Origin of the sequence: Micromonospora echinospora (assembly GCF_014203425.1) — a bacterium.
Taxonomy (GTDB): domain Bacteria; phylum Actinomycetota; class Actinomycetes; order Mycobacteriales; family Micromonosporaceae; genus Micromonospora; species Micromonospora echinospora_A.
Genome location: NZ_JACHJC010000001.1, coordinates 4176205 through 4193085 on the forward strand (window position 1 = coordinate 4176205; position 16881 = coordinate 4193085).

Annotated in this window: 19 protein-coding genes; 10 read left to right on the top strand and 9 right to left on the bottom strand. The window is 73.2% G+C overall.

Features of this window, described 5'->3' with window-relative positions:
- Nucleotides 1–28 precede the first annotated feature (28 nt).
- Nucleotides 29–805 carry a class I SAM-dependent methyltransferase gene (locus FHU28_RS19345; protein WP_184685948.1) on the bottom strand — a complete coding sequence of 259 codons (777 nt, stop codon included), beginning with the start codon at nucleotides 803–805 and terminating at the stop codon, nucleotides 29–31.
- A gap of 70 nt (nucleotides 806–875) precedes the next feature.
- Here FHU28_RS19345 and FHU28_RS19350 point away from each other — a divergent pair, with 70 nt between their 5' ends.
- The gene (locus FHU28_RS19350) at nucleotides 876–1733 is read left to right on the top strand and encodes an MBL fold metallo-hydrolase (RefSeq protein WP_184685949.1); all 858 of its coding nucleotides are present in this window, start codon (nucleotides 876–878) and stop codon (nucleotides 1731–1733) included.
- 28 nt (nucleotides 1734–1761) lie between these two features.
- Here FHU28_RS19350 and FHU28_RS19355 read toward each other — a convergent pair whose 3' ends face one another.
- Together FHU28_RS19355 and FHU28_RS19360 are read right to left on the bottom strand one after the other, a co-directional pair.
- Nucleotides 1762–2742, bottom strand: coding sequence for a HEAT repeat domain-containing protein (locus tag FHU28_RS19355; protein ID WP_184685950.1), 981 nt, complete (start codon nucleotides 2740–2742; stop codon nucleotides 1762–1764).
- A complete protein-coding gene (locus FHU28_RS19360) occupies nucleotides 2736–3407 on the bottom strand; it encodes a HEAT repeat domain-containing protein (protein WP_184685951.1) in 672 nt (223 codons plus the stop codon). The genes FHU28_RS19355 and FHU28_RS19360 overlap by 7 nt, the downstream gene beginning before the upstream one ends.
- A 232-nt stretch (nucleotides 3408–3639) precedes the next feature.
- On the opposite strand from FHU28_RS19360, the gene FHU28_RS19365 reads away from it, so the two are divergent.
- Nucleotides 3640–4386 (top strand): SDR family oxidoreductase, encoded by a 747-nt coding sequence (locus tag FHU28_RS19365; RefSeq protein ID WP_184685952.1) that lies wholly within the window; start codon nucleotides 3640–3642, stop codon nucleotides 4384–4386.
- Here the strand turns inward: FHU28_RS19365 and FHU28_RS19370 are convergent.
- Nucleotides 4366–4959 (bottom strand): TetR/AcrR family transcriptional regulator, encoded by a 594-nt coding sequence (locus FHU28_RS19370; protein WP_184685953.1) that lies wholly within the window; start codon nucleotides 4957–4959, stop codon nucleotides 4366–4368. The two genes, FHU28_RS19365 and FHU28_RS19370, sit on opposite strands and share 21 nt — an antisense overlap.
- A 126-nt stretch (nucleotides 4960–5085) precedes the next feature.
- Between FHU28_RS19370 and FHU28_RS19375 the strand changes: the two genes are divergently transcribed.
- Nucleotides 5086–6273 (top strand): macrolide family glycosyltransferase, encoded by a 1188-nt coding sequence (locus FHU28_RS19375; protein ID WP_376700874.1) that lies wholly within the window; start codon nucleotides 5086–5088, stop codon nucleotides 6271–6273.
- 69 nt (nucleotides 6274–6342) lie between these two features.
- Here the strand turns inward: FHU28_RS19375 and FHU28_RS19380 are convergent, their stop codons facing one another.
- A complete protein-coding gene (locus tag FHU28_RS19380; protein ID WP_311773620.1) occupies nucleotides 6343–6879 on the bottom strand; it encodes a DUF1062 domain-containing protein in 537 nt (178 codons plus the stop codon).
- Nucleotides 6880–7212: 333 nt separating this feature from the next.
- Between FHU28_RS19380 and FHU28_RS19385 the strand changes: the two genes are divergently transcribed.
- Both FHU28_RS19385 and FHU28_RS19390 read left to right on the top strand, forming a co-directional pair.
- Nucleotides 7213–7830, top strand: coding sequence for an acyl-CoA-like ligand-binding transcription factor (locus FHU28_RS19385; RefSeq protein WP_184685956.1), 618 nt, complete (start codon nucleotides 7213–7215; stop codon nucleotides 7828–7830).
- A gap of 63 nt (nucleotides 7831–7893) precedes the next feature.
- The gene (locus FHU28_RS19390) at nucleotides 7894–9462 is read left to right on the top strand and encodes an MDR family MFS transporter (RefSeq protein ID WP_184685957.1); all 1569 of its coding nucleotides are present in this window, start codon (nucleotides 7894–7896) and stop codon (nucleotides 9460–9462) included.
- A gap of 58 nt (nucleotides 9463–9520) precedes the next feature.
- Here the strand turns inward: FHU28_RS19390 and FHU28_RS19395 are convergent, their stop codons facing one another.
- From FHU28_RS19395 to FHU28_RS19405, 3 genes are all read right to left on the bottom strand, one after another.
- On the bottom strand, nucleotides 9521–9829 hold the full coding sequence (locus FHU28_RS19395; RefSeq protein WP_184685958.1) for a hypothetical protein: 309 nt from the start codon (nucleotides 9827–9829) through the stop codon (nucleotides 9521–9523).
- 147 nt (nucleotides 9830–9976) lie between these two features.
- Nucleotides 9977–10795, bottom strand: coding sequence for a TIGR04222 domain-containing membrane protein (locus FHU28_RS19400; RefSeq protein ID WP_184685959.1), 819 nt, complete (start codon nucleotides 10793–10795; stop codon nucleotides 9977–9979).
- A gap of 12 nt (nucleotides 10796–10807) precedes the next feature.
- Complete coding sequence (locus tag FHU28_RS19405) at nucleotides 10808–12349, bottom strand: ArnT family glycosyltransferase (RefSeq protein WP_184685960.1); 1542 nt, start codon at nucleotides 12347–12349, stop codon at nucleotides 10808–10810.
- Between the two features lie 107 nt (nucleotides 12350–12456).
- On the opposite strand from FHU28_RS19405, the gene FHU28_RS19410 reads away from it, so the two are divergent.
- The 4 genes from FHU28_RS19410 (at nucleotide 12457) to FHU28_RS19430 (ending at nucleotide 14776) form a co-directional block, all read left to right on the top strand.
- Nucleotides 12457–12945, top strand: coding sequence for a GNAT family N-acetyltransferase (locus FHU28_RS19410; RefSeq protein ID WP_184685961.1), 489 nt, complete (start codon nucleotides 12457–12459; stop codon nucleotides 12943–12945).
- A 289-nt stretch (nucleotides 12946–13234) separates the two neighbouring features.
- Nucleotides 13235–13762, top strand: coding sequence for a DUF2087 domain-containing protein (locus tag FHU28_RS19420; RefSeq protein WP_184685962.1), 528 nt, complete (start codon nucleotides 13235–13237; stop codon nucleotides 13760–13762).
- Nucleotides 13759–14268: a GNAT family N-acetyltransferase gene (locus tag FHU28_RS19425; RefSeq protein ID WP_311773621.1), complete on the top strand. Its 510-nt coding sequence runs from the start codon at nucleotides 13759–13761 to the stop codon at nucleotides 14266–14268. The genes FHU28_RS19420 and FHU28_RS19425 overlap by 4 nt, the downstream gene beginning before the upstream one ends.
- 73 nt (nucleotides 14269–14341) lie before the next feature.
- The gene (locus tag FHU28_RS19430; RefSeq protein WP_184685963.1) at nucleotides 14342–14776 is read left to right on the top strand and encodes an Hsp20/alpha crystallin family protein; all 435 of its coding nucleotides are present in this window, start codon (nucleotides 14342–14344) and stop codon (nucleotides 14774–14776) included.
- A 4-nt stretch (nucleotides 14777–14780) separates the two neighbouring features.
- Here FHU28_RS19430 and FHU28_RS19435 read toward each other — a convergent pair whose 3' ends face one another.
- Nucleotides 14781–15794, bottom strand: coding sequence for a helix-turn-helix transcriptional regulator (locus FHU28_RS19435; RefSeq protein WP_184685964.1), 1014 nt, complete (start codon nucleotides 15792–15794; stop codon nucleotides 14781–14783).
- Between the two features lie 82 nt (nucleotides 15795–15876).
- On the opposite strand from FHU28_RS19435, the gene FHU28_RS19440 reads away from it, so the two are divergent.
- On the top strand, nucleotides 15877–16866 hold the full coding sequence (locus FHU28_RS19440) for a tyrosine-type recombinase/integrase (protein WP_184685965.1): 990 nt from the start codon (nucleotides 15877–15879) through the stop codon (nucleotides 16864–16866).
- Nucleotides 16867–16881 lie beyond the last annotated feature (15 nt).

The following is a 16881-nucleotide window of genomic DNA, read 5'->3' on the forward strand; positions in this document are numbered from 1 at the left end:
ACGTCCGCGCCGGTCGTCGTCGCGCGGTTCACAGTCGCCGCACGCGCAGCGCGCACGTGAGCATCGGCAGCGTGAACTCCCCGTCGGCCGTCTCCGGACGGCTCGCCAGGTACGCGCGGATGCGGTCGAGCGTCTCCATGCGTTCCCGCTCCGGCATCACCAGCATGCCGGCCCTCGTGGCGAGCGTCGCCACCAGCGAGTCGGCGGTGCGGCGCTGCCCGTGCGGGAACTGCTCCTGCTCGGGCGAGCCGAACCGGACCTCGCCGATCTTCGGCAGGTGCATGGTCGCCGTGGCGGCGCGCCAGCTCGCGGGCGTGTCCCGAGGGCCGATGGCGGCGCTGCCGCTGACCACCGCGAGCCCGGCGACCCAGTCGACCCGGTCGTCCACAACGTTCCACAGTCCGCCCAGGACGCCACCGGGCGCGAGGACGCGGGCGATCTCCGGCCCGGCCACGGCCATGTCGAACCAGTGCATGGCGTTGCCGGCGACCACAGCGTCGACGGTGGCGTCCGGCAGCGGGATCGCCTCGGCGCTGCCGGACAGCGCCCGGACCTCCGGCGCCGCGCGACGCAACTCGGCGAGCATCGCCGGGTCCGGCTCGACAGCCGTCACGTCGCCGCTCACCTCGGCCAGCGTGGTGGTGAGCTTGCCGGTGCCCGCGCCGAGGTCGAGCACACGCGCGCCCGGTGCGGGTTCGAGCGCCCACATCACCGCGGCGCGCGCGTAGTCCGGGCGGTGCTCGGCGTACGCGGTCGCCGCCGCGCCGAACGACGACGAGTGCCGACGTCGTGCGTCTTCGTCCATCCGGCCACCCTATCGACGGCCCGCGATCGTCGTTGTCTCTCGTCGTCGGCCGGCTCACTACCATCTGCGCATGGCCGCCAGCGAAGCATCTGTCGAAGCCACCTTCTTCGGAACGTCGTCCGTCCACGTGTCCGACGGCACGTCGGGAGTCCTGGTCGACGGCTTCTTCTCCAGGCCTTCCCTGCGCCGCGTCGCGTTCGGCCGGATCGCCCCCGACCTGGGACGGATCACCAGCGCCCTCTCCCGGGCACGGGTGAGGCGCCTCGACGGGCTTCTCGTCGCCCACTCCCATTACGACCACGCCATGGACGCCCCCGAGGTCGTCAAGCACCTCGGAGGCAAGCTGTTCGGTTCCGACTCGACTCTCCACGTGGGGCGCGGCTCGGGCCTCGACGAGCAGGCGATGACGCGTATCGCGGACGGAGACGAGCACACCGTCGGATCGTTCACAGTCCGTGTGCTCGGCGGCCTCCACAGCCCGGGCAACAGGTTCCCGGGCGTGATCGAGGAGCCGCTCGTCGCGCCGACCCGGGCGAGCAGCTACCGCGACGGCGGATGCTTCTCGTTCCTCGTCTCCCATCCCACCGGTTCGATGCTCATCCACCCGAGCGCCAACTTCGTGCCGAACAAGTTCGACGGACTCGACGTCGACTGCCTCTACCTCGGCATCGGTGCCCTGGGGGCGCAGTCACCGCGGTTCCAGGACGACTACTGGCGGCACGTGGTGGAGGCGACGCGACCCGGCCTCGTCGTGCCGATCCACTGGGACAACTTCTTCGTCGCGCTGGACCAGAAGTTGCGCCCGCTGCCTGCCCTCCTCGACAAGTTCGCCAGGACGAAGGAGTTCCTCGGCCGCAAGAGCGCGGAGAGCGGCATCCCGGTGCGGTTCCAAGACGCCTTCGAGGTCATCAGACCGTTCGTGCGCTAGGTCGCCGGTTACGGCGCGAGTGCCCCGGTCAGGGCCGAGGCGACCAGGGCAACGTGGGGTCGTCGTCCTTCGCCAGTCGTTCCAGCGCGTCCCGCGCGAGGGCGGCCGGCATCTCCGCGAGTGCCTGGGCCAGGCGTATCCGCACGGCCGGGTCCGCGCCGCGCTCATGCAGCCGGCCGGTGAGCCCGTCCATGATCCGCTCACCGCAGCCGGCCTCGCGTGCCAGCTTGCCCAGGATCTCGCCCGCCTCGACGTCGTTCACCCCGTCGGCCACCATGGCGACGAGCGTCGGCACGGCCGTGGTCTCACCCCGCGTACCCAACGACAGGGCCGCGTGCCCGCGTACCCCCGGATCCTGGTCGTCGAGCGCGGCCGCGAGCAGCGCGCTCGCCTCGGCGCCGGGCATCGCGGCGATCGCGCGCACCGCCCGGCGCCGGACCTCGACGTCCTCCGAGTACGCCCCGGACGCCACACCCGCCAGCGCGTCGTCACCCGCCCGCGCGAGGGCCCACCGCAGGGTGTCGGCGACGTGCGGGTCGGATTCGGCGAGGACCGCCTCGGCAAGCATCCGGCCGGAAGCCGGTACGTCGCCGGCCGGCGACAGGACGGCCTGCTGCCGGCGTGCCGCGTTGGGCGAGGTGAGTCCGTGCAGAAGCGCGACGATACGCAGGACGTCGTGCCAGCCGGCCGGTGCGGAGTCGTCGACCGCGCGGAGGCGTTTGAGCAGTTCCTGTTCCCGTCCGAGCCGGTCCTCGGACTGCCGGATCAGGTCACCGACCAGAACGGACGGTGCGAAGTCCGGGTCCGCCAGGGCACGCCGGATCTGCCCCAGCGACAGCCCCAGCGAGCGCAGGCTCTCCACGTGGAAGATGCGGCGGACGTCCTCGGCGGTGTACTCGCGGTAGCCGCCGCTGGTGCGGCCCGTCGGCCGCACCAGCCCCAGCGAGTCGTAGTGGCGCAGCATCCGGGCACTCACCCCGGAACGGCGTGCCACCTCGCCGATCAGCACCCGGCCTCCGCGGCCGGTTCCGGGCCGAGCGCGACGATCCGTTTCGCCTCGTCGACGGCGGCGTCGAAGCCGGCGTCCGGGTCGCGCCGCAGCAGGTCAGTGGCCCGGGCGTGCGCACGCACCGCCGGGTCCGCGCTGGCCATCGCCGTCCGCAGCACCGGCTCGATCGCGTCTCCCAGCGCGACGAGGGCCCGGCTGAGACTCATGGTCACGTCACGGCCGCCCCGGCCGAGCTGCGACGCAAGCTCGGCCGCCAGGGCATCGCGCTCGTCGTCGGGCACCAGGACGACGGCGGCCCGCCATGCGCTGCGGGCGACCTCGTCGTCGGCGTCGCGCAACGAGCGGGTGACAGCGGGGTACGCGCTCACGTCGCCGATCTTGGACAGCGTGTGCAACGCCTGGCTCCGAGCCTGAGCGCGTTCGGACCGAAGCTCCGCGCACAACCTGGACACAGTGATCTGCGCCGGCAGCCGGGTCAGCGCCCAGGTCAGCATGTCGCGGACGAAGAAGTTCGGTTCGATCGCGCATCGGGCCACGAGCGCGTCGACGTGAGCGGGGTCGGCGCGCGTGCCCACCGCCAGGGCCGCCTGGAGTCGTGCCGACGAGCTGGCGGCGTTCAACGCCTCAAGGACACGCGTGCCCGGGGTCGTGTTGACGGGGACCACCTCCTGCGCCCCAGTGAAGACCTTGCCACGGTGTCAGGGTCAAGCGGCGACGTCCACTCGGATTACTGGATTACCGATAACGGCATTCCGTTAATCTGTACCGGCAAATCAGTCCAAATCGGTGCTACACCATAATGACAGTTATGTGCGCGCGAGGGCGGAGCCGCGAAGGACCCTGCCTCTGTCCTCAACCGACTACCGTGAGGCGGGTACGTCCGAGAGGGGGATGGCGATGCGGATCGCGGTTGCCGGGGCGACAGGCCGCATCGGGGCGCTCACCGCCGCCGCGCTGGAGCGGCAGGGCCACGACGTCGTACGCATCAGCCGCTCGCAGGGTGTGGATCTCCTGACGGGCGACGGGCTGGACGAGGCGCTCGCCGGCGTCGAGTCGGTGGTCGACACGACCAATGTGGCGGCACGCGAGCGTTCCGAGACGGTGGCGTATCTCGGTGCCCTCACGCGCAACCTGCTGGCGGCCGAACAACGCGCCGGCGTACGGCACCACGTGCTGCTGTCGATCGTCGGCATCCACCGGGTCGACGACAACGCCCACTACGCGGGCAAGCGGGAGCAGGAGCGACTGGTGGCAGGCGGGCCGGTGCCGTGGACGATAGTCCCGGCCACCCAGTTCCACGACTTCGCCGCGATGGTCACCGGCTGGACCGAGCGCGACGGCGCCGCCACTGTCGCGCCGCTGCTGGTGCAACCGATCGCACCCCGGGACGTCGCCGACATCCTCGCCGAGGTCGCGGTCGGTGAACCGCAGGGACGCCACGTCGACATCGCCGGACCCGCGACGGAGGATCTCGTCGACATGGCTCGGCGTACCCATGAGGCGCGGGGTCGCCGGGTCCGGCTTGTCCCGACGTGGTCGGGCGTGTTCGGCACGTCGATGGCAGGCAACGTGCTGCTGCCCGGCGACGACGCGCGTATCGCGCCGACCAGCTTCGACGACTGGCTAGCGGCCGGTGCCCGCTGACGGGGTGACCGCGGCGACGACCAGGTCGACGATGCCGCCGGCGTAGTCGTCGGTCAGCGGGCCGTTGCGCAGCAGCCAGCGGTGGTAGAGCGGGCCGAACAGCAGCTCCACCACCAGGTCCAGGGAAGCGTCGGGGCGTACCTGGCCGGCCTCGCGGGCGGCCTCCAGGCGGGCGCGGACCGCGTTCAACTGGGGGCGGAGCAGCCGGTCGCGCGCCTGACCGGCCAGGTCCTCGTCGGCGAGTGTCTCGATGGTGATGGCACGGGTGGTGGCGGACAGCCGTGGATCGGCGAACTCGGCGACTGTGGCCCGGAGAACCTCACGCAGATCAGCCCGCAGGTCACCGGTGTCGGGCAGGGCGATGACCTCCGGCATGTCGTCGGCGAGCGCGTCCAGGATGACCGCGCCCTTGCCACGCCACCAGCGGTAGATGGTCTGCTTGCCGACCCCGGCACGGGCGGCGATCGCCTCGACGGTCAGGGCCTGGTATCCGGTCTCGGTCAGCAGCTCCAGCGCGGCGGCGAGGATCGCGCGGCGGGACTGCTCGTTGCGGCGGGTGGGCTGTGGGGTCACAGCGGCAGCCTACAGCGAGACGAGACGTATCGTCTTGACGGCGCGGTCGCGCCGTGCTCTGCTGGGCAAGCGAGACGGCACGTCTCGTCTCAGCAGAGATCGGGAGATCACTTGCCGCACATCGCCATGGTCAGCATTCCGTTCCACGGCCACGTCAACCCGAGCCTGGACATCATTCGTACCCTCGTGCGGCGCGGCCACCGGGTCACCTACGCCAATGACCCCGCCTTCGCCGAGGTCATCCGGTCCACCGGCGCGGAGCTGAAGCCGTACGCCTCGACGCTGCCCGCCGACGGCGGCGCCGGAACCGACGACCCGATCGCGCAGCTCACGCTCTTCCTCGACGACGCAGTCGCCATGCTGCCGCAGCTACGGGCCGCCTACGCCGACGACCGGCCGGACCTGTTCCTCTACGACATCGCCGGCGCGCCGGCCCGGCTGCTCGGCGAGCAGTGGGGGATCCCGGCCGTCCAGCTCTCCTCGACGTTCGTCGCCTGGGACGGCTACGAGCAGGAGATGGCGCCCGTCGTGGAGGCGATGCGGGCCGATCCCCGTGGCGCCGAGTACTACCAGCGGTTCACGGCATGGCTGACGGCGGAGGGTTCGTCGGTCACCGACAGCATGGCGTTCCAGGGCCGGCCGCCCCGCAGCCTCGTCCTGCCGCCGGAGGCGCTCCAGCCGAACGCCGACCGGGTGGACCGGTCGGTCTACAGCTTTGTCGGCCCGGTCCTGGGCGACCGCGCCGACCAGGGTTCCTGGGTACGACCGAAGCACGCCGGGAAGGTGCTGCTCGTCTCGCTCGGCTCCGCCTTCACCCAGCGGCCCGAGTTCTACCGCCGCTGCGTCGCCGCGTTCGGCGACCTGCCCGGCTGGCACACCGTTCTCCAGATCGGCAAGTACGTCGACCCGGCCGAACTCGGTCCCGTCCCGGACAGCGTCGAGGTCCACCGGTGGGTGCCGCAGCTGGCCGTACTGGAGCAGGCGGATGCCTTCGTCACCCACGCCGGCATGGGCGGCAGCAGCGAAGGTCTCTACTGCGGGACGCCGATGATCGCCGTACCGCAGGCGGCCGACCAGTTCGCCAACGCCGAGCAACTGGCCGCCCTCGGCGTCGCCCGGGTCGTCGACTCGGCCGGCGTCACCGCCGCGGAGCTGCGTGCGGCGCTGCTGGCCCTCACGTCGGACCCCGCAGTGGTGGCCCGCAGCGCCGAGCTGCAGCGGCAGGCGCGCGCCGCCGGGGGCGCGGACCGGGCCGCCGATCTGATCGAGGCCGAACTCGCCGTCGCGCTCGGCGGTGCCGGGCCTCGATCGTGAGTCGTACGGGGCAGCCCCGCTGTCACGCGGGCGTGGTCGCGGCGGGATGCCGCCGCGACCACGCCCCGGTCAGTCCTCCGCCAGCACGGTGAAGGTGAATGCGGTGCTCGTCGGACGGTTCAGCGGGATGTCGCACTTGACCCGGCGCAGCACCTCGGACCGGGTGAGGCCGAACCGGTGGGCGATGAGCCGGTCCGGGCGTACCGGCGCCGGGTCGTCGAACGTGACGTTGACCTGCACCGGCCACCCGTCGAGCGGCACGACCGGCGCGTCCAGGCGCCACGCGCCGGTCCAGTCGAGGGTGAAGCGGCAGCGCCGGGCGAACGCCGGGTCCAGCAGGGTGGCCGCCACCAGGTCTGGGTCGTTGAGTTGGTGGCCGTGCAGATCGTTGGGATCGAACGAGCTGACAGTCGCCCGCTCGCGGACGGTGAGCTTGCTGGTCCGGCCGCAGGACACGCAGTGCACCAGCAGCCAGACGTCCAGCAGCTTGCCGTTGGCGTTGACCCGGAACCGGCCCCGGGCGGCGGTGGCCGACTCCGCCCGGCAGGTGACGCAGCGCAGCGACAGCAGCGGAAGGCGGGTCCGGCGGACGACCCAGGGCAGCACGATATGAGGTTGGGATGACATGGAGACCTGATCTCTGAAGACCTGACGCGAGGCCGATTACGCGCGGCCTCGGACGCTGTGGCCGGGCGCGCGAGGGCAGCCCGGGGAGCCGGCGCGCAGGCGCCGGCTACAGGCGTGGGGAACGTGTCAGGTTCTAGAGAGCAGGAGGGGTCACGCGGGATCGTCCTTCTTCGCTGCGACAGAGGTGCGAGGAACGTACGGGACGGCGGAAACCGCGCTCAACCCGTTTTCCGGCGCCGCCGCGGTGCGTCGCGGGTCACTTCACTCACTAAAAGTTTGCACTCTCTGCAAGATTGCTCGTAAGGTCGTGGCGTGACCACGGATCAGAGCCGCCCCGGCCTGCGTGACCGCAAGAAGCGGCAGACCCGCGCCGCCCTCAGCGCGGCCGCGCTGCGCCTGGTCGCCGAGCGGGGCCTGGACCAGGTGACGGTGGAGGAGATCAGCGAGGCCGCCGACGTGTCGGCCCGCACCTTCTTCAACTACTTCCCCAGCAAGGACGAGGCGCTGCTCGGCGACCAGCCGACCGACCGCGAGGTGCTGGCCGCCCGCATCGTCGCCGCGCCGCCGGAGGTGTCCGCGTTCGACGCGCTGCGGCTGGCCTTCGACGACGTCGTCGAGGCCATCGAAGCCGATCGGGACGTGTGGCTGCTGCGCCTGCGGGTGATCGCGGCGAACCCGTCGCTGCTTCCGCGGCTGATCAGCGGCAACGCCGAAACGGAACAGGTGATCGTCGCGGCGGTGGCCGCCCGGCTGGGGCTCGACCCGTGCCACGGGCACCCGACGCTCGTCACCACTGTCGCCGGCGCGGTCTTCCGCACCGCCCTGATGCAGTGGGTCGAGCAACCCGACACGACGACACTGCGCGAGCTGACCGCCCAGGCGTTCGCCGCCGTCGCCGCCGGCCTGCCCGATCCGCACGCCTCGACCTGAGCCGTTTCGTACCGGCCGCCGCCGTCGCGCGGCCGCTCGCCCGTGCACACGACAAGGAGTTCGATGACCACCGCCACTGTTCCGCCCGCCGAGACGGGTACGCGGATGTCACGCCGGGAGGTGCTCCAGGCGCTGTCCGGCCTGATGGTCGGCATGTTCGTGGCGATCCTCGCCTCGACGGTGGTGGCGAACGCGCTGCCGCGGATCATCGCCGACCTCAACGGCAGCCAGACCGTCTACACGTGGATCGTCACCAGCGAACTGCTGGCGATGACCGCGACGGTCCCGCTGTGGGGCAAGATGGCCGACCTCTACAGCAAGAAGCTGCTGATCCAGTTGTCCCTCGGCCTGTTCGTGGTCGGCTCGCTCGTCGCCGGCTTCACCCCGAACGTCGAGGTGCTGCTGCTCAGCCGGGTCATCCAGGGCATCGGCGCGGGCGGCATGACCGCGCTCGCCACGATCGTCATGGCGGCGATGATCCCGCCGCGTGAGCTGGGCCGGTACGCCGGCATCTTCGGCGCAGTCTTCGGTGTCGGCACCATCGCCGGCCCGCTGATCGGCGGCGTCCTGGTCGACACGTCCTGGCTGGGCTGGCGCTGGTGCTTCCTGATCGGCGTGCCGTTCAGCCTGCTGTCCATCACGCTGCTGCAGAAGACGCTGCACCTGCCGGTGGTCCGCCGCAAGGTCCGCATCGACTGGCTCGGCGCCCTGCTGATCACCTCGGGCGTGTCCACGCTGCTGATCTGGTCGTCGCTGGCCGGGAACAAGTTCGACTGGGCGTCCGGGTGGACCGCGCTGCTGGTCGGTGGCGGACTGGCGCTGCTCGCGCTGGCCGTGTTCGTCGAGGCCCGGACCGAGGAGCCGATCATCCCGCTGGGCATCTTCCGCAACCGCACGGTCAGTCTCACCACTGTGGCCAGCGTCCTCGTGGGCGTGGCGATGTTCGGTGGCACCGTGTTCCTGTCGCAGTACTTCCAGACCTCGCTCGGCAAGTCGCCGACAGCGGCCGGCCTGATGAGCCTGCCGATGGTCCTCGGCCTGCTGGTCTCCTCGACAGTGGCGGGCCAACTGATCACCAAGTACGGCCGGTGGAAGATGTTCCTGGTCGCCGGCGCCGCGGTGATGACCGTCGGCATGCTGCTGCTGAGCACCATCGACGCGAACACGAGCGTGCCGGTGCTGTCGGTGCACATGGCGGTGCTGGGTGTCGGCGTCGGCATGCTGCTGCAGAACCTGGTGCTGGCCGCGCAGAACGACGTGCCGGCCGCCGAGCTGGGCGCGGCGACGTCGGTGCTGACGTTCTTCCGCAGCATGGGCGGCGCGGTCGGGGTCAGCGCGCTCGGCGCGGTCCTGGCGAACCGGGTGACGTCGCTGACCACCGAGAAGCTCGGCCCGCTGGCCGGCGGCGGTTCGGCCGAGGTGCCGGACCTGTCGGCCCTGCCGGAGCCGGTGTTGCGGATCGTGCAGGAGGTCTACGGCACCGCCACGTCGGAGATGTTCCTCATCGGCGCGCCGTTCGCGCTGCTCGCCCTGATCGTCGTGCTGTTCATCAAGGAGAAGCCGCTGAACACGCTCAGCGGTGACGAGCGCCGGGCCCGTGAGGAGGCGGAGGCCGCCGCCGGGACGCACTGACCCCGCCCGATCGAGGGACGCCCCCGGGATTCGCCGGGGGCGGCCCTCGTGCGTACGGTCAGCGTTCCGTGCGGTCGTTGATCTCGGTTTCGGACTCGCCCGGCATGGCGCCGATCGACTCCTCGGCGGCCCGGCCGCCGGTGCTCTCGTCGCCCTGCGTCAGCGAGCTGCGGGGCAGCCCGGCCAGGTGTGCCGGGTCCTCGATGGGCTGGGGTGGCCACTGGTCCTGCGTACCGTCGGTCACCCCGGCGCGGCGCAGCGCCTCGACCAGTTGGTCCGGCGACAGGCGGTCGACCTCCTGTATCCCGGCCCCGCGCGCAATCGCCTGCAGTGTCTTCAGGTCTTCGCTCACGAATGTCTCGGCCATGCCCGAGCCTTCCCGGCGCCCAAGACAAGGAAACCCGTCCCGCGCTCCGGCCTGTCCGCCCATCCTTCGCCGATCATGAAGTTGTACCGGGCAAACCGGACACCGAGCGCCGTCAACTTCATGATCGACGCGAAATGGGAGGTCTGGTCAGCGGCGGGCGGGTTTGCGGTCGGGGCGCGGGCGGTCCCGTTCCGGGTCTACGCCCACCTGGACGGCGAAGGCCGGGTCCACGGCGAGCAGCGGCCGGGGGCCGAACAGCGCCATCGCCGTCAGCAGCGTGTCGGTGTCCCGGCCCTGCCAGGTGGGACGGCGTTCCGGGTCGAGTTCGGCGTGCTCGCGGCGCAGCCGCCGCAGCAGTCGGCGGGCGGCGGACCCGGTCTCCGGCACCTCGGTCAGCCACCAGCCACCGAGCGCGGTGGCCAGGCAGCACAGCAGCAGCCCTGCGACCGAGGCGGGACCACCGGCGGAGCGCCCTTCGACGGCGCTGTCCACGAGCCGGGTCAGCCCGACCGCGGCGACCGCGAACAACGGCACCGTGCCCAGCGCGATCCGCCGCCGCTGCGCGCGGGTGAGCAGCCAGCCGTCGCGGACCAGCCGCCCGACCGTACGACGCAGCGCCCGGCCCACGTCCGGGTCGGCGAGCACCGCGGCCCAGGTCTGCGGGCGGCGCAGCGCGCTGTGCAGGGCGCGCACCAGCGCGGGCGAGCCGGCCGGGGGCGGCCCCTGCGCGTGCAGGGTGGCGAGCTCACCGATCTCGACCCCACCGGCGCGGCGCAGCGCGGCCACCCCGACCTGGCAGGCCAGCAGCGCCCGGTCGGTCAGGTACGCCAGCTCGACCCGGTCGGGCGTCGCGCCTTGGGCACGGCGGCCGGTCAGTTCCCGTGCTGCGACCGCGATCACGACGGCCACGGCGACCGCGCCGAGGTAGTCGAGGAGGAAGATCGGCCCGCTGACTCCCCAGAGCATGACGACAAGTATTCAGGAGCCGTGGCGTACCTCGGTGTCCCAGATCTGCGACCACGGACGGCGCAGTCCTCGGGCGACGAAGATCGGCTCGCCGTTCTCGTCGTTGTCGACGTCGACCCGCTGGTCGACCCGGCCCGCCTCGGTGACCTCGGTGAACCAGGCACGCAACCGGTCCGGGCGGGACCAGCCGACGACGATCACCACGTCCGCGCCGTCGGGCGGCCGGCCGAACGTGGCCATGCTGTTGTGCCCGGAGTACGCGCGCGGCAGTCCCCGTCGCGGCCCGTACCGGGCCAGCGCGCCGGCCTCGCCGTAGTTGCCGGTCAGCACCACCGCCCGGTCGCGCTCGGCCGCGGGCAGGGCGCGGTGCACGGCGGCCACCGAGTCGGCGAACTCCGGCCAGCCGATGGTCTCGCCCGCGTCGTAGTTGGCCGCCACCACGAACCCGGGCAGCCGGTCGGCGGGCAGCGTGGGCAGCAGCAGCACCGCGCTGCTCGCGGCCATCAGCACGGCGGCGGTGACCAGCAGCGCCTGCCGGACCCGGGGCGCGCCCCGCCGCGCCCACGCTACGGTCGGCACCACCCCGGCGGCGGTGAGCACCAGCAGCAGCGGCGCGTCGTAGTAGCCCTTGCCGCCGGCCACCAGCACGATCGCGACCACCACCAGCCAGGCCCAGGCCAGCGACCGGTACGCCGCCCAGGACGGGCGGCGCAGCAGCGCGACCAGCCCGGCGACCCACACCGGGACCGCGAACGGGCTGATGATCAGGAACTGGAGCACCACCGCGTCGATCCGGCCGCTGTAGGAGCTGTCGCCGTCGGCGATCGACGCGGCGACGTCGAGCTGCGGGAAGCCGTGCGCGGCCTGCCACGCGGCGTACGGCACGGCGAGCAGCACGGCGACGCCCGCGCCCGCGAGCACCCACCTGTCGCGCAGCAGCCGGCGCGGACCGGCGATCAGCACCCCGGCGACCAGCCCCACGCCGAGCAGGGCGGGCAGCGGCTTGTTGAGCAGGCCGACGCCGAGCGCCAGCCCGGCGCCGAGCGCCCACCGGGTGTCGCCGGTGCGCAGCATCCGCACCACGCACAGCGCCGCGGCCAGCCACACCAGCAGGTCGACGCTCGTGGTGCTGAGCAGGTGGCCACCGGCCAGCACGATGCCCGAGGCGGCGGCGAGCACCGCCGCGGCCGTCTGGGTGACACGGTCGGCGCCGAACTGCCGGGCGATCGCGGCGACCAGCATCACCGCCGCGCCGCCGATGAACGCCGACGGGGTACGTAGCACCACCAGGTTGCCCGGCGCGATCGTGTCGGCCAGCCGCGCCAGCGCCGGCACGAGGGGTCCCTGGTCGACGTAGCCCCAGTCGAGGTGCCGGCCGCACAGCAGGAAGTACAGCTCGTCGCGGTGGTAGCCGTAGCGGCCGGCGAGCGACAGCAGCACAACGGTCAGGACCGCGCCCACCACCAGGGGCGCGCGGGTACGCGGACCGGCGGGCGGCGGGCCACCGGGCGCGGCGGCCTGGCTCCGATCGAGGTCGGCGACTGATTCGGCCACCTGCCCATGATGGACCGGACCGGCGGGCCGCCGATGCCCCGCGACCCTCGGCCGGGTGGACGGAAACCGGTGGCCGGACGGCCGGGCGGCGGCTAGCGTGCCCGGCGATGAGGATCCGTGACTGCACCGACGCCGACTGGGACCAGGTCTGGCCGATCTTCGCCGGCGTCGTCACCGCCGCGGACACGTTCGCGTACGACCCCGCGTGGCCGCCGGACGTGGCACGCGAGGTGTGGGTGGAGCGCCCGCCGGGGCGTACCTCGGTCGCGGTGGACCACGACGGCACGGTGCGCGGCACCGCGAAGATGGGCCCGAACCGGCCCGGGCCGGGCTCGCACGTGGCGACCGCGAGCTTCATGGTGGCGGCGGACGCGCGCGGCCGGGGCGTGGGCCGTGCGCTGTGCGAGGAGGCGCTGGACTGGGCCCGGCGACAGGGCTTCGCCGCGATGCAGTTCAACGCCGTGGTGGAGACCAACACGGCGGCGGTGGAGCTGTACCGGCGGCTGGGTTTCACGGTGATCGGCACGGTGCCGGAGTCGTTCGCCCACCCGACGCTGGGGCTGGTGGGGCTGCACGTCATGCACCGTCGGCTGTGAGACGGCAGCGCCTTCCTGTCGGGGGTCGAGGCGCTGGTGCACAAGGCGTACGGCGACTCGTTCGAGGGCACCAACCTGTACTGGAGTTTTCAGACCGCGCCGGGGCGCACGGCCGGCACCGCCGAGGCCGCCGAGGTCGACTTCGCGGCCTGACCCGCGGCGTGTGCCGGTCGCGTCGGTCGGGTGTCGCCAACCGCCGGGCCACCGCCGCCCGTCGCGGCGGCCCGGGGCAGCGGCGGGCCGGAAAACGCCTCGCCGGATCCGGCGGATTGCTGACAGGCTGCCCGCCATGACCGCTCATGCCCTCGCCGGGGCGCTCGCCGACGAGCGTCGCCGGACCGTGTTCGCCGCGATCGTGCTCGGCGCCCGGGACGTGCCGACCGTGGTGGCCCGTACCGGGCTGCCGGCCCGCGACGCCGCCGTGGCCGTACGCCGCCTCACCGACGCCGGTTTGCTGGCCGACGACGGGGATGGGTTGCGGGTCGACGCCGAGCGGCTGCGCGAGTTCGCCCGGGCCGGGGCGGCCTCCCCGGCGGCCCCGGCGGCGAATCCGCGCGAGACGATCCTGCGCACGTTCCTGCGTGACGGCGCGCTGACCCGGCTGCCCGCGCAGCGCGGACGCCGCCGCGTGCTGCTGGAGCACATCACCGAGCGCACGTTCGAACCCGGGCGGCGCTACCCGGAACGGGAGGTGGACGACGCGCTGCGCCGGTGGTGCGAGGGCGGCGAGGCCGACCACGTGACGCTGCGCCGCTACCTGATCGACGACATGCTGCTGACCCGCGAGCACGGCGTCTACTGGCGGACGGGCCCGTGACCGGCTGGAGCACGGGCGTGGCCCGGCCGGACGATCCCGACGCGGTGCTGCTGCTGCGCGAGTACATGGCGGAGATGGTGCGCCGCTGGTACGGCCGCCCGGAGCGGCCCGGTGAGGTGGACGCCGCGCTGGCCGAGGACCTGAGCGACGACCTGGCCCCGCCGGCCGGGCTGCTGGTGCTGGCCCGCCGCGACGGCCGGCTCGCCGGGTGCGCCGGGCTGAGGTGGCAACCGGGCTGGGCCGAGCTGACGCGGGTGTACGTGCGCCCGGAGCACCGGGGCGCCGGGGGCGGGGCGGCGCTCATAACGGCGATCGAGGCGTACGCGGCCGAGGGCGGGGCGCGGCGGATCCGGCTGGACACCCGTTCCGACCTGGTGGAGGCGCGTGCCCTGTACGCCCGGCACGGCTACCGGGAAATCCCCGCGTTCAACAGCGGCCCGTACGCGCAGCACTGGTTCGAGAAGTCACTGCCGGCCCGAGTTGACGACGCGGCGGCGACGCGTTAAAACAGAATCAGAAGTTGAGTCACCCGGGCTCAACTTGAGACCTTGGGCCAGGAGAACCGAGGAGGCAAGAGCCATGTTGATGCGTACCGACCCGTTCCGCGAGATCGACCGGATCGCCGAGCAGTTCTTCGGCACCGCAGCCCGGCCCGCCGTGATGCACCTGGACGCCTACCGCGACGGCGACTACTTCTACGCCGCGTTCGACCTGCCCGGCGTCGACCCGGACAGCATCGACTGCACCGTCGAGCGCAACGTGCTGACCGTCCGCGCCGAGCGCCGCCGCCCCACCGGCGAGAACATCGAACTTGTCGCCGCCGAGCGGCCGATGGGCACGTTCACCCGGCAGCTCTTCCTGGGCGACACGCTCGACACCGACCGGCTGGAGGCCGGCTACGACAACGGCGTGCTGACGCTGCGCATCCCGGTCGCCGAGCGCGCCAAGCCGCGCCGGATCACCGTGGCCACGCCCGCCGAGGGCAACGGCCACCGCCAGCTCACCACCGCCTGACCGGTCACGCCGACGCGGGGGAGGCCGGAGCGCCGGCCGACCCCGCGTCGCCGTAGAGCCGGGTCAGGGCGTGCGCGGTGGCGGTGAACCGGTCTCGCAGCTCCGCCGGGGCGAGCACCTCCACCTCGGCGCCGAGCTTCAGCAGCTCCGCGTGGGCGTGCCGGACCGACTCGATCGGCACCGTGGTCTCCAGCCACCCGTCCGGGCCGGGCTCACCGGCCGCGGCCCGGGCGGCCCGGCTCATCTCCGGCGGGAAGACGTACGGCATGAACTCCAGCGCGGCCACGGTGAGCCGGATGCGCGCCTGGTCGCGGTAGACGTCGCGCTCGTACCGGGCGGTCCACTCCCGCCAGTAGGCGGCCAGGTCGAACCCGTCGTCCCGCTCGTACCGCTCGCCGGTGACCTCCGCGTCGAGCACCGCGCCGACCCGGAAGGTGCGCACCTGCTCCCCGCACCGGCCCACGAGATACCAGCGGCCCGCCTTGAGCACCACGCCCAGCGGCTCGACCAGCCGGGTCACCTCGCGCGGCGCGCGCCAGCGCCGGTACCGCAGCCGCACCAGCCGGTCCTCCCACACCGCGCCGGCCAGCGTGGCCAGGTGCGGGGTGGCTTCGGGGTGCCGGAACCAGCCGGGCGCGTCCAGGTGGAACCGCTGCCGGATCCGGCCGCTGCGGTCGGCCAACTCGTCGGGCAGCGCGGCGCGCACCTTCAGCTCGGCGGCGGCCACCACCGACGCCAGCCCCAGCTCGGCGGCGGGTCCGGGCAGGCCGGCGAGGAACAGCGCCTCGGCTTCCGGGCCGGTCATCCCGGTCAGCCGCGTCCGGTAGCCCTCCAGCAGCCGGTAGCCGCCGGCCGGCCCCCGGTCGGCGTACACCGGGACACCCGCGGCGCCGAGCGACTCGACGTCGCGGTAGACGGTCCGCACCGACACCTCCAGGGCGTCGGCGAGCTCGTGGGCGGTCATCCGCCCCCGGGTCTGCAGGAGCAACAGCAGGGAGACCAGCCGGCTGGCACGCACCCGGTGACGGTAACCCGCTGCGGAAAATCGGGCCGGGCGCGCCTCGTCGCCAAACCCCCCGCCTACTGAGAGCCTTTCTCACATGCTTCGCCCCGAGGTGCTGCCCCGCGCCCGTACCGCCGCCCTGCCCGCCGGCCCGACCGACGTCACCGAGGCGTGGCTGCGCAACCGGCGCCTGTCCGAGCACACCCGTGACGCGTACCGGCGGGACGTCACCGGCTGGCTGAGCTGGTGCGCCGAGCGTGGGCTGGACCCGCTGCGGGCCACCTTCCTCGACGTCAACGCCTACGGCCGGGAGCTGGAGTCCACGCCGCGCGGCCGCGACGGCCGCCCGCTCACCCCGGCCACCGTGGCGCGACGGCTGTCCGCGCTGTCGAGCTGGTACGACTTCCTGGCCAAGCTGGGCGCGGTGACCGCCAACCCGGTGTCGGCGGCCGACCGGCCCCGCGTCGACCGGGACCACTCCGCCACCGTCGGCCTCACGCCGGAGGAGGTCGACGCGCTGATCGCCGCCGCCGAGGCCGACACCGGCCCGACCGCCGCCCGCAACCGGGCCGCCGTCGCGCTCCTGGCCGACCTGGGGTTGCGGGTCGGGGAACTGGTCTCGCTGGACCTGTCCGACCTGGGCACGGAACGCGGTCACCGCAGCGTCCGTTTCGTCGGCAAGGGCGGCAAGGTACGCCGGCGTGCGCTCACCCCGGGCACCGCGTACGCCCTCGACGCCTACCTGGCGGTCCGGGCCGAGGCGCAGGGCGTGACGGTGCCGGAGCTGACCGGGCCGCTGCTCGTCACCGCGACCGGTGGCCGGATGGACCGGCACGCCGTGTTCCGCCTGGTGCGCCGCCTCGCGCAGCGCGCCGGGATCGCCGCCTGGGCGAAGCTGTCGCCGCACTCGCTGCGGCACGCGTTCGCCACCACGGCCCGCTCGGAGGGGGTGCCGCTGGAGGACGTGCAGGACGCGATGGGGCACGCCGATCCGCGTACCACCCGCCGCTACGACAGGGACCGGCACAACCTGGACCGCGATCCGGCGTACGCGATCTGGGCGGCGCGGGCCCGCCGCCGCGGGTAACCGGTCGTACCCGTG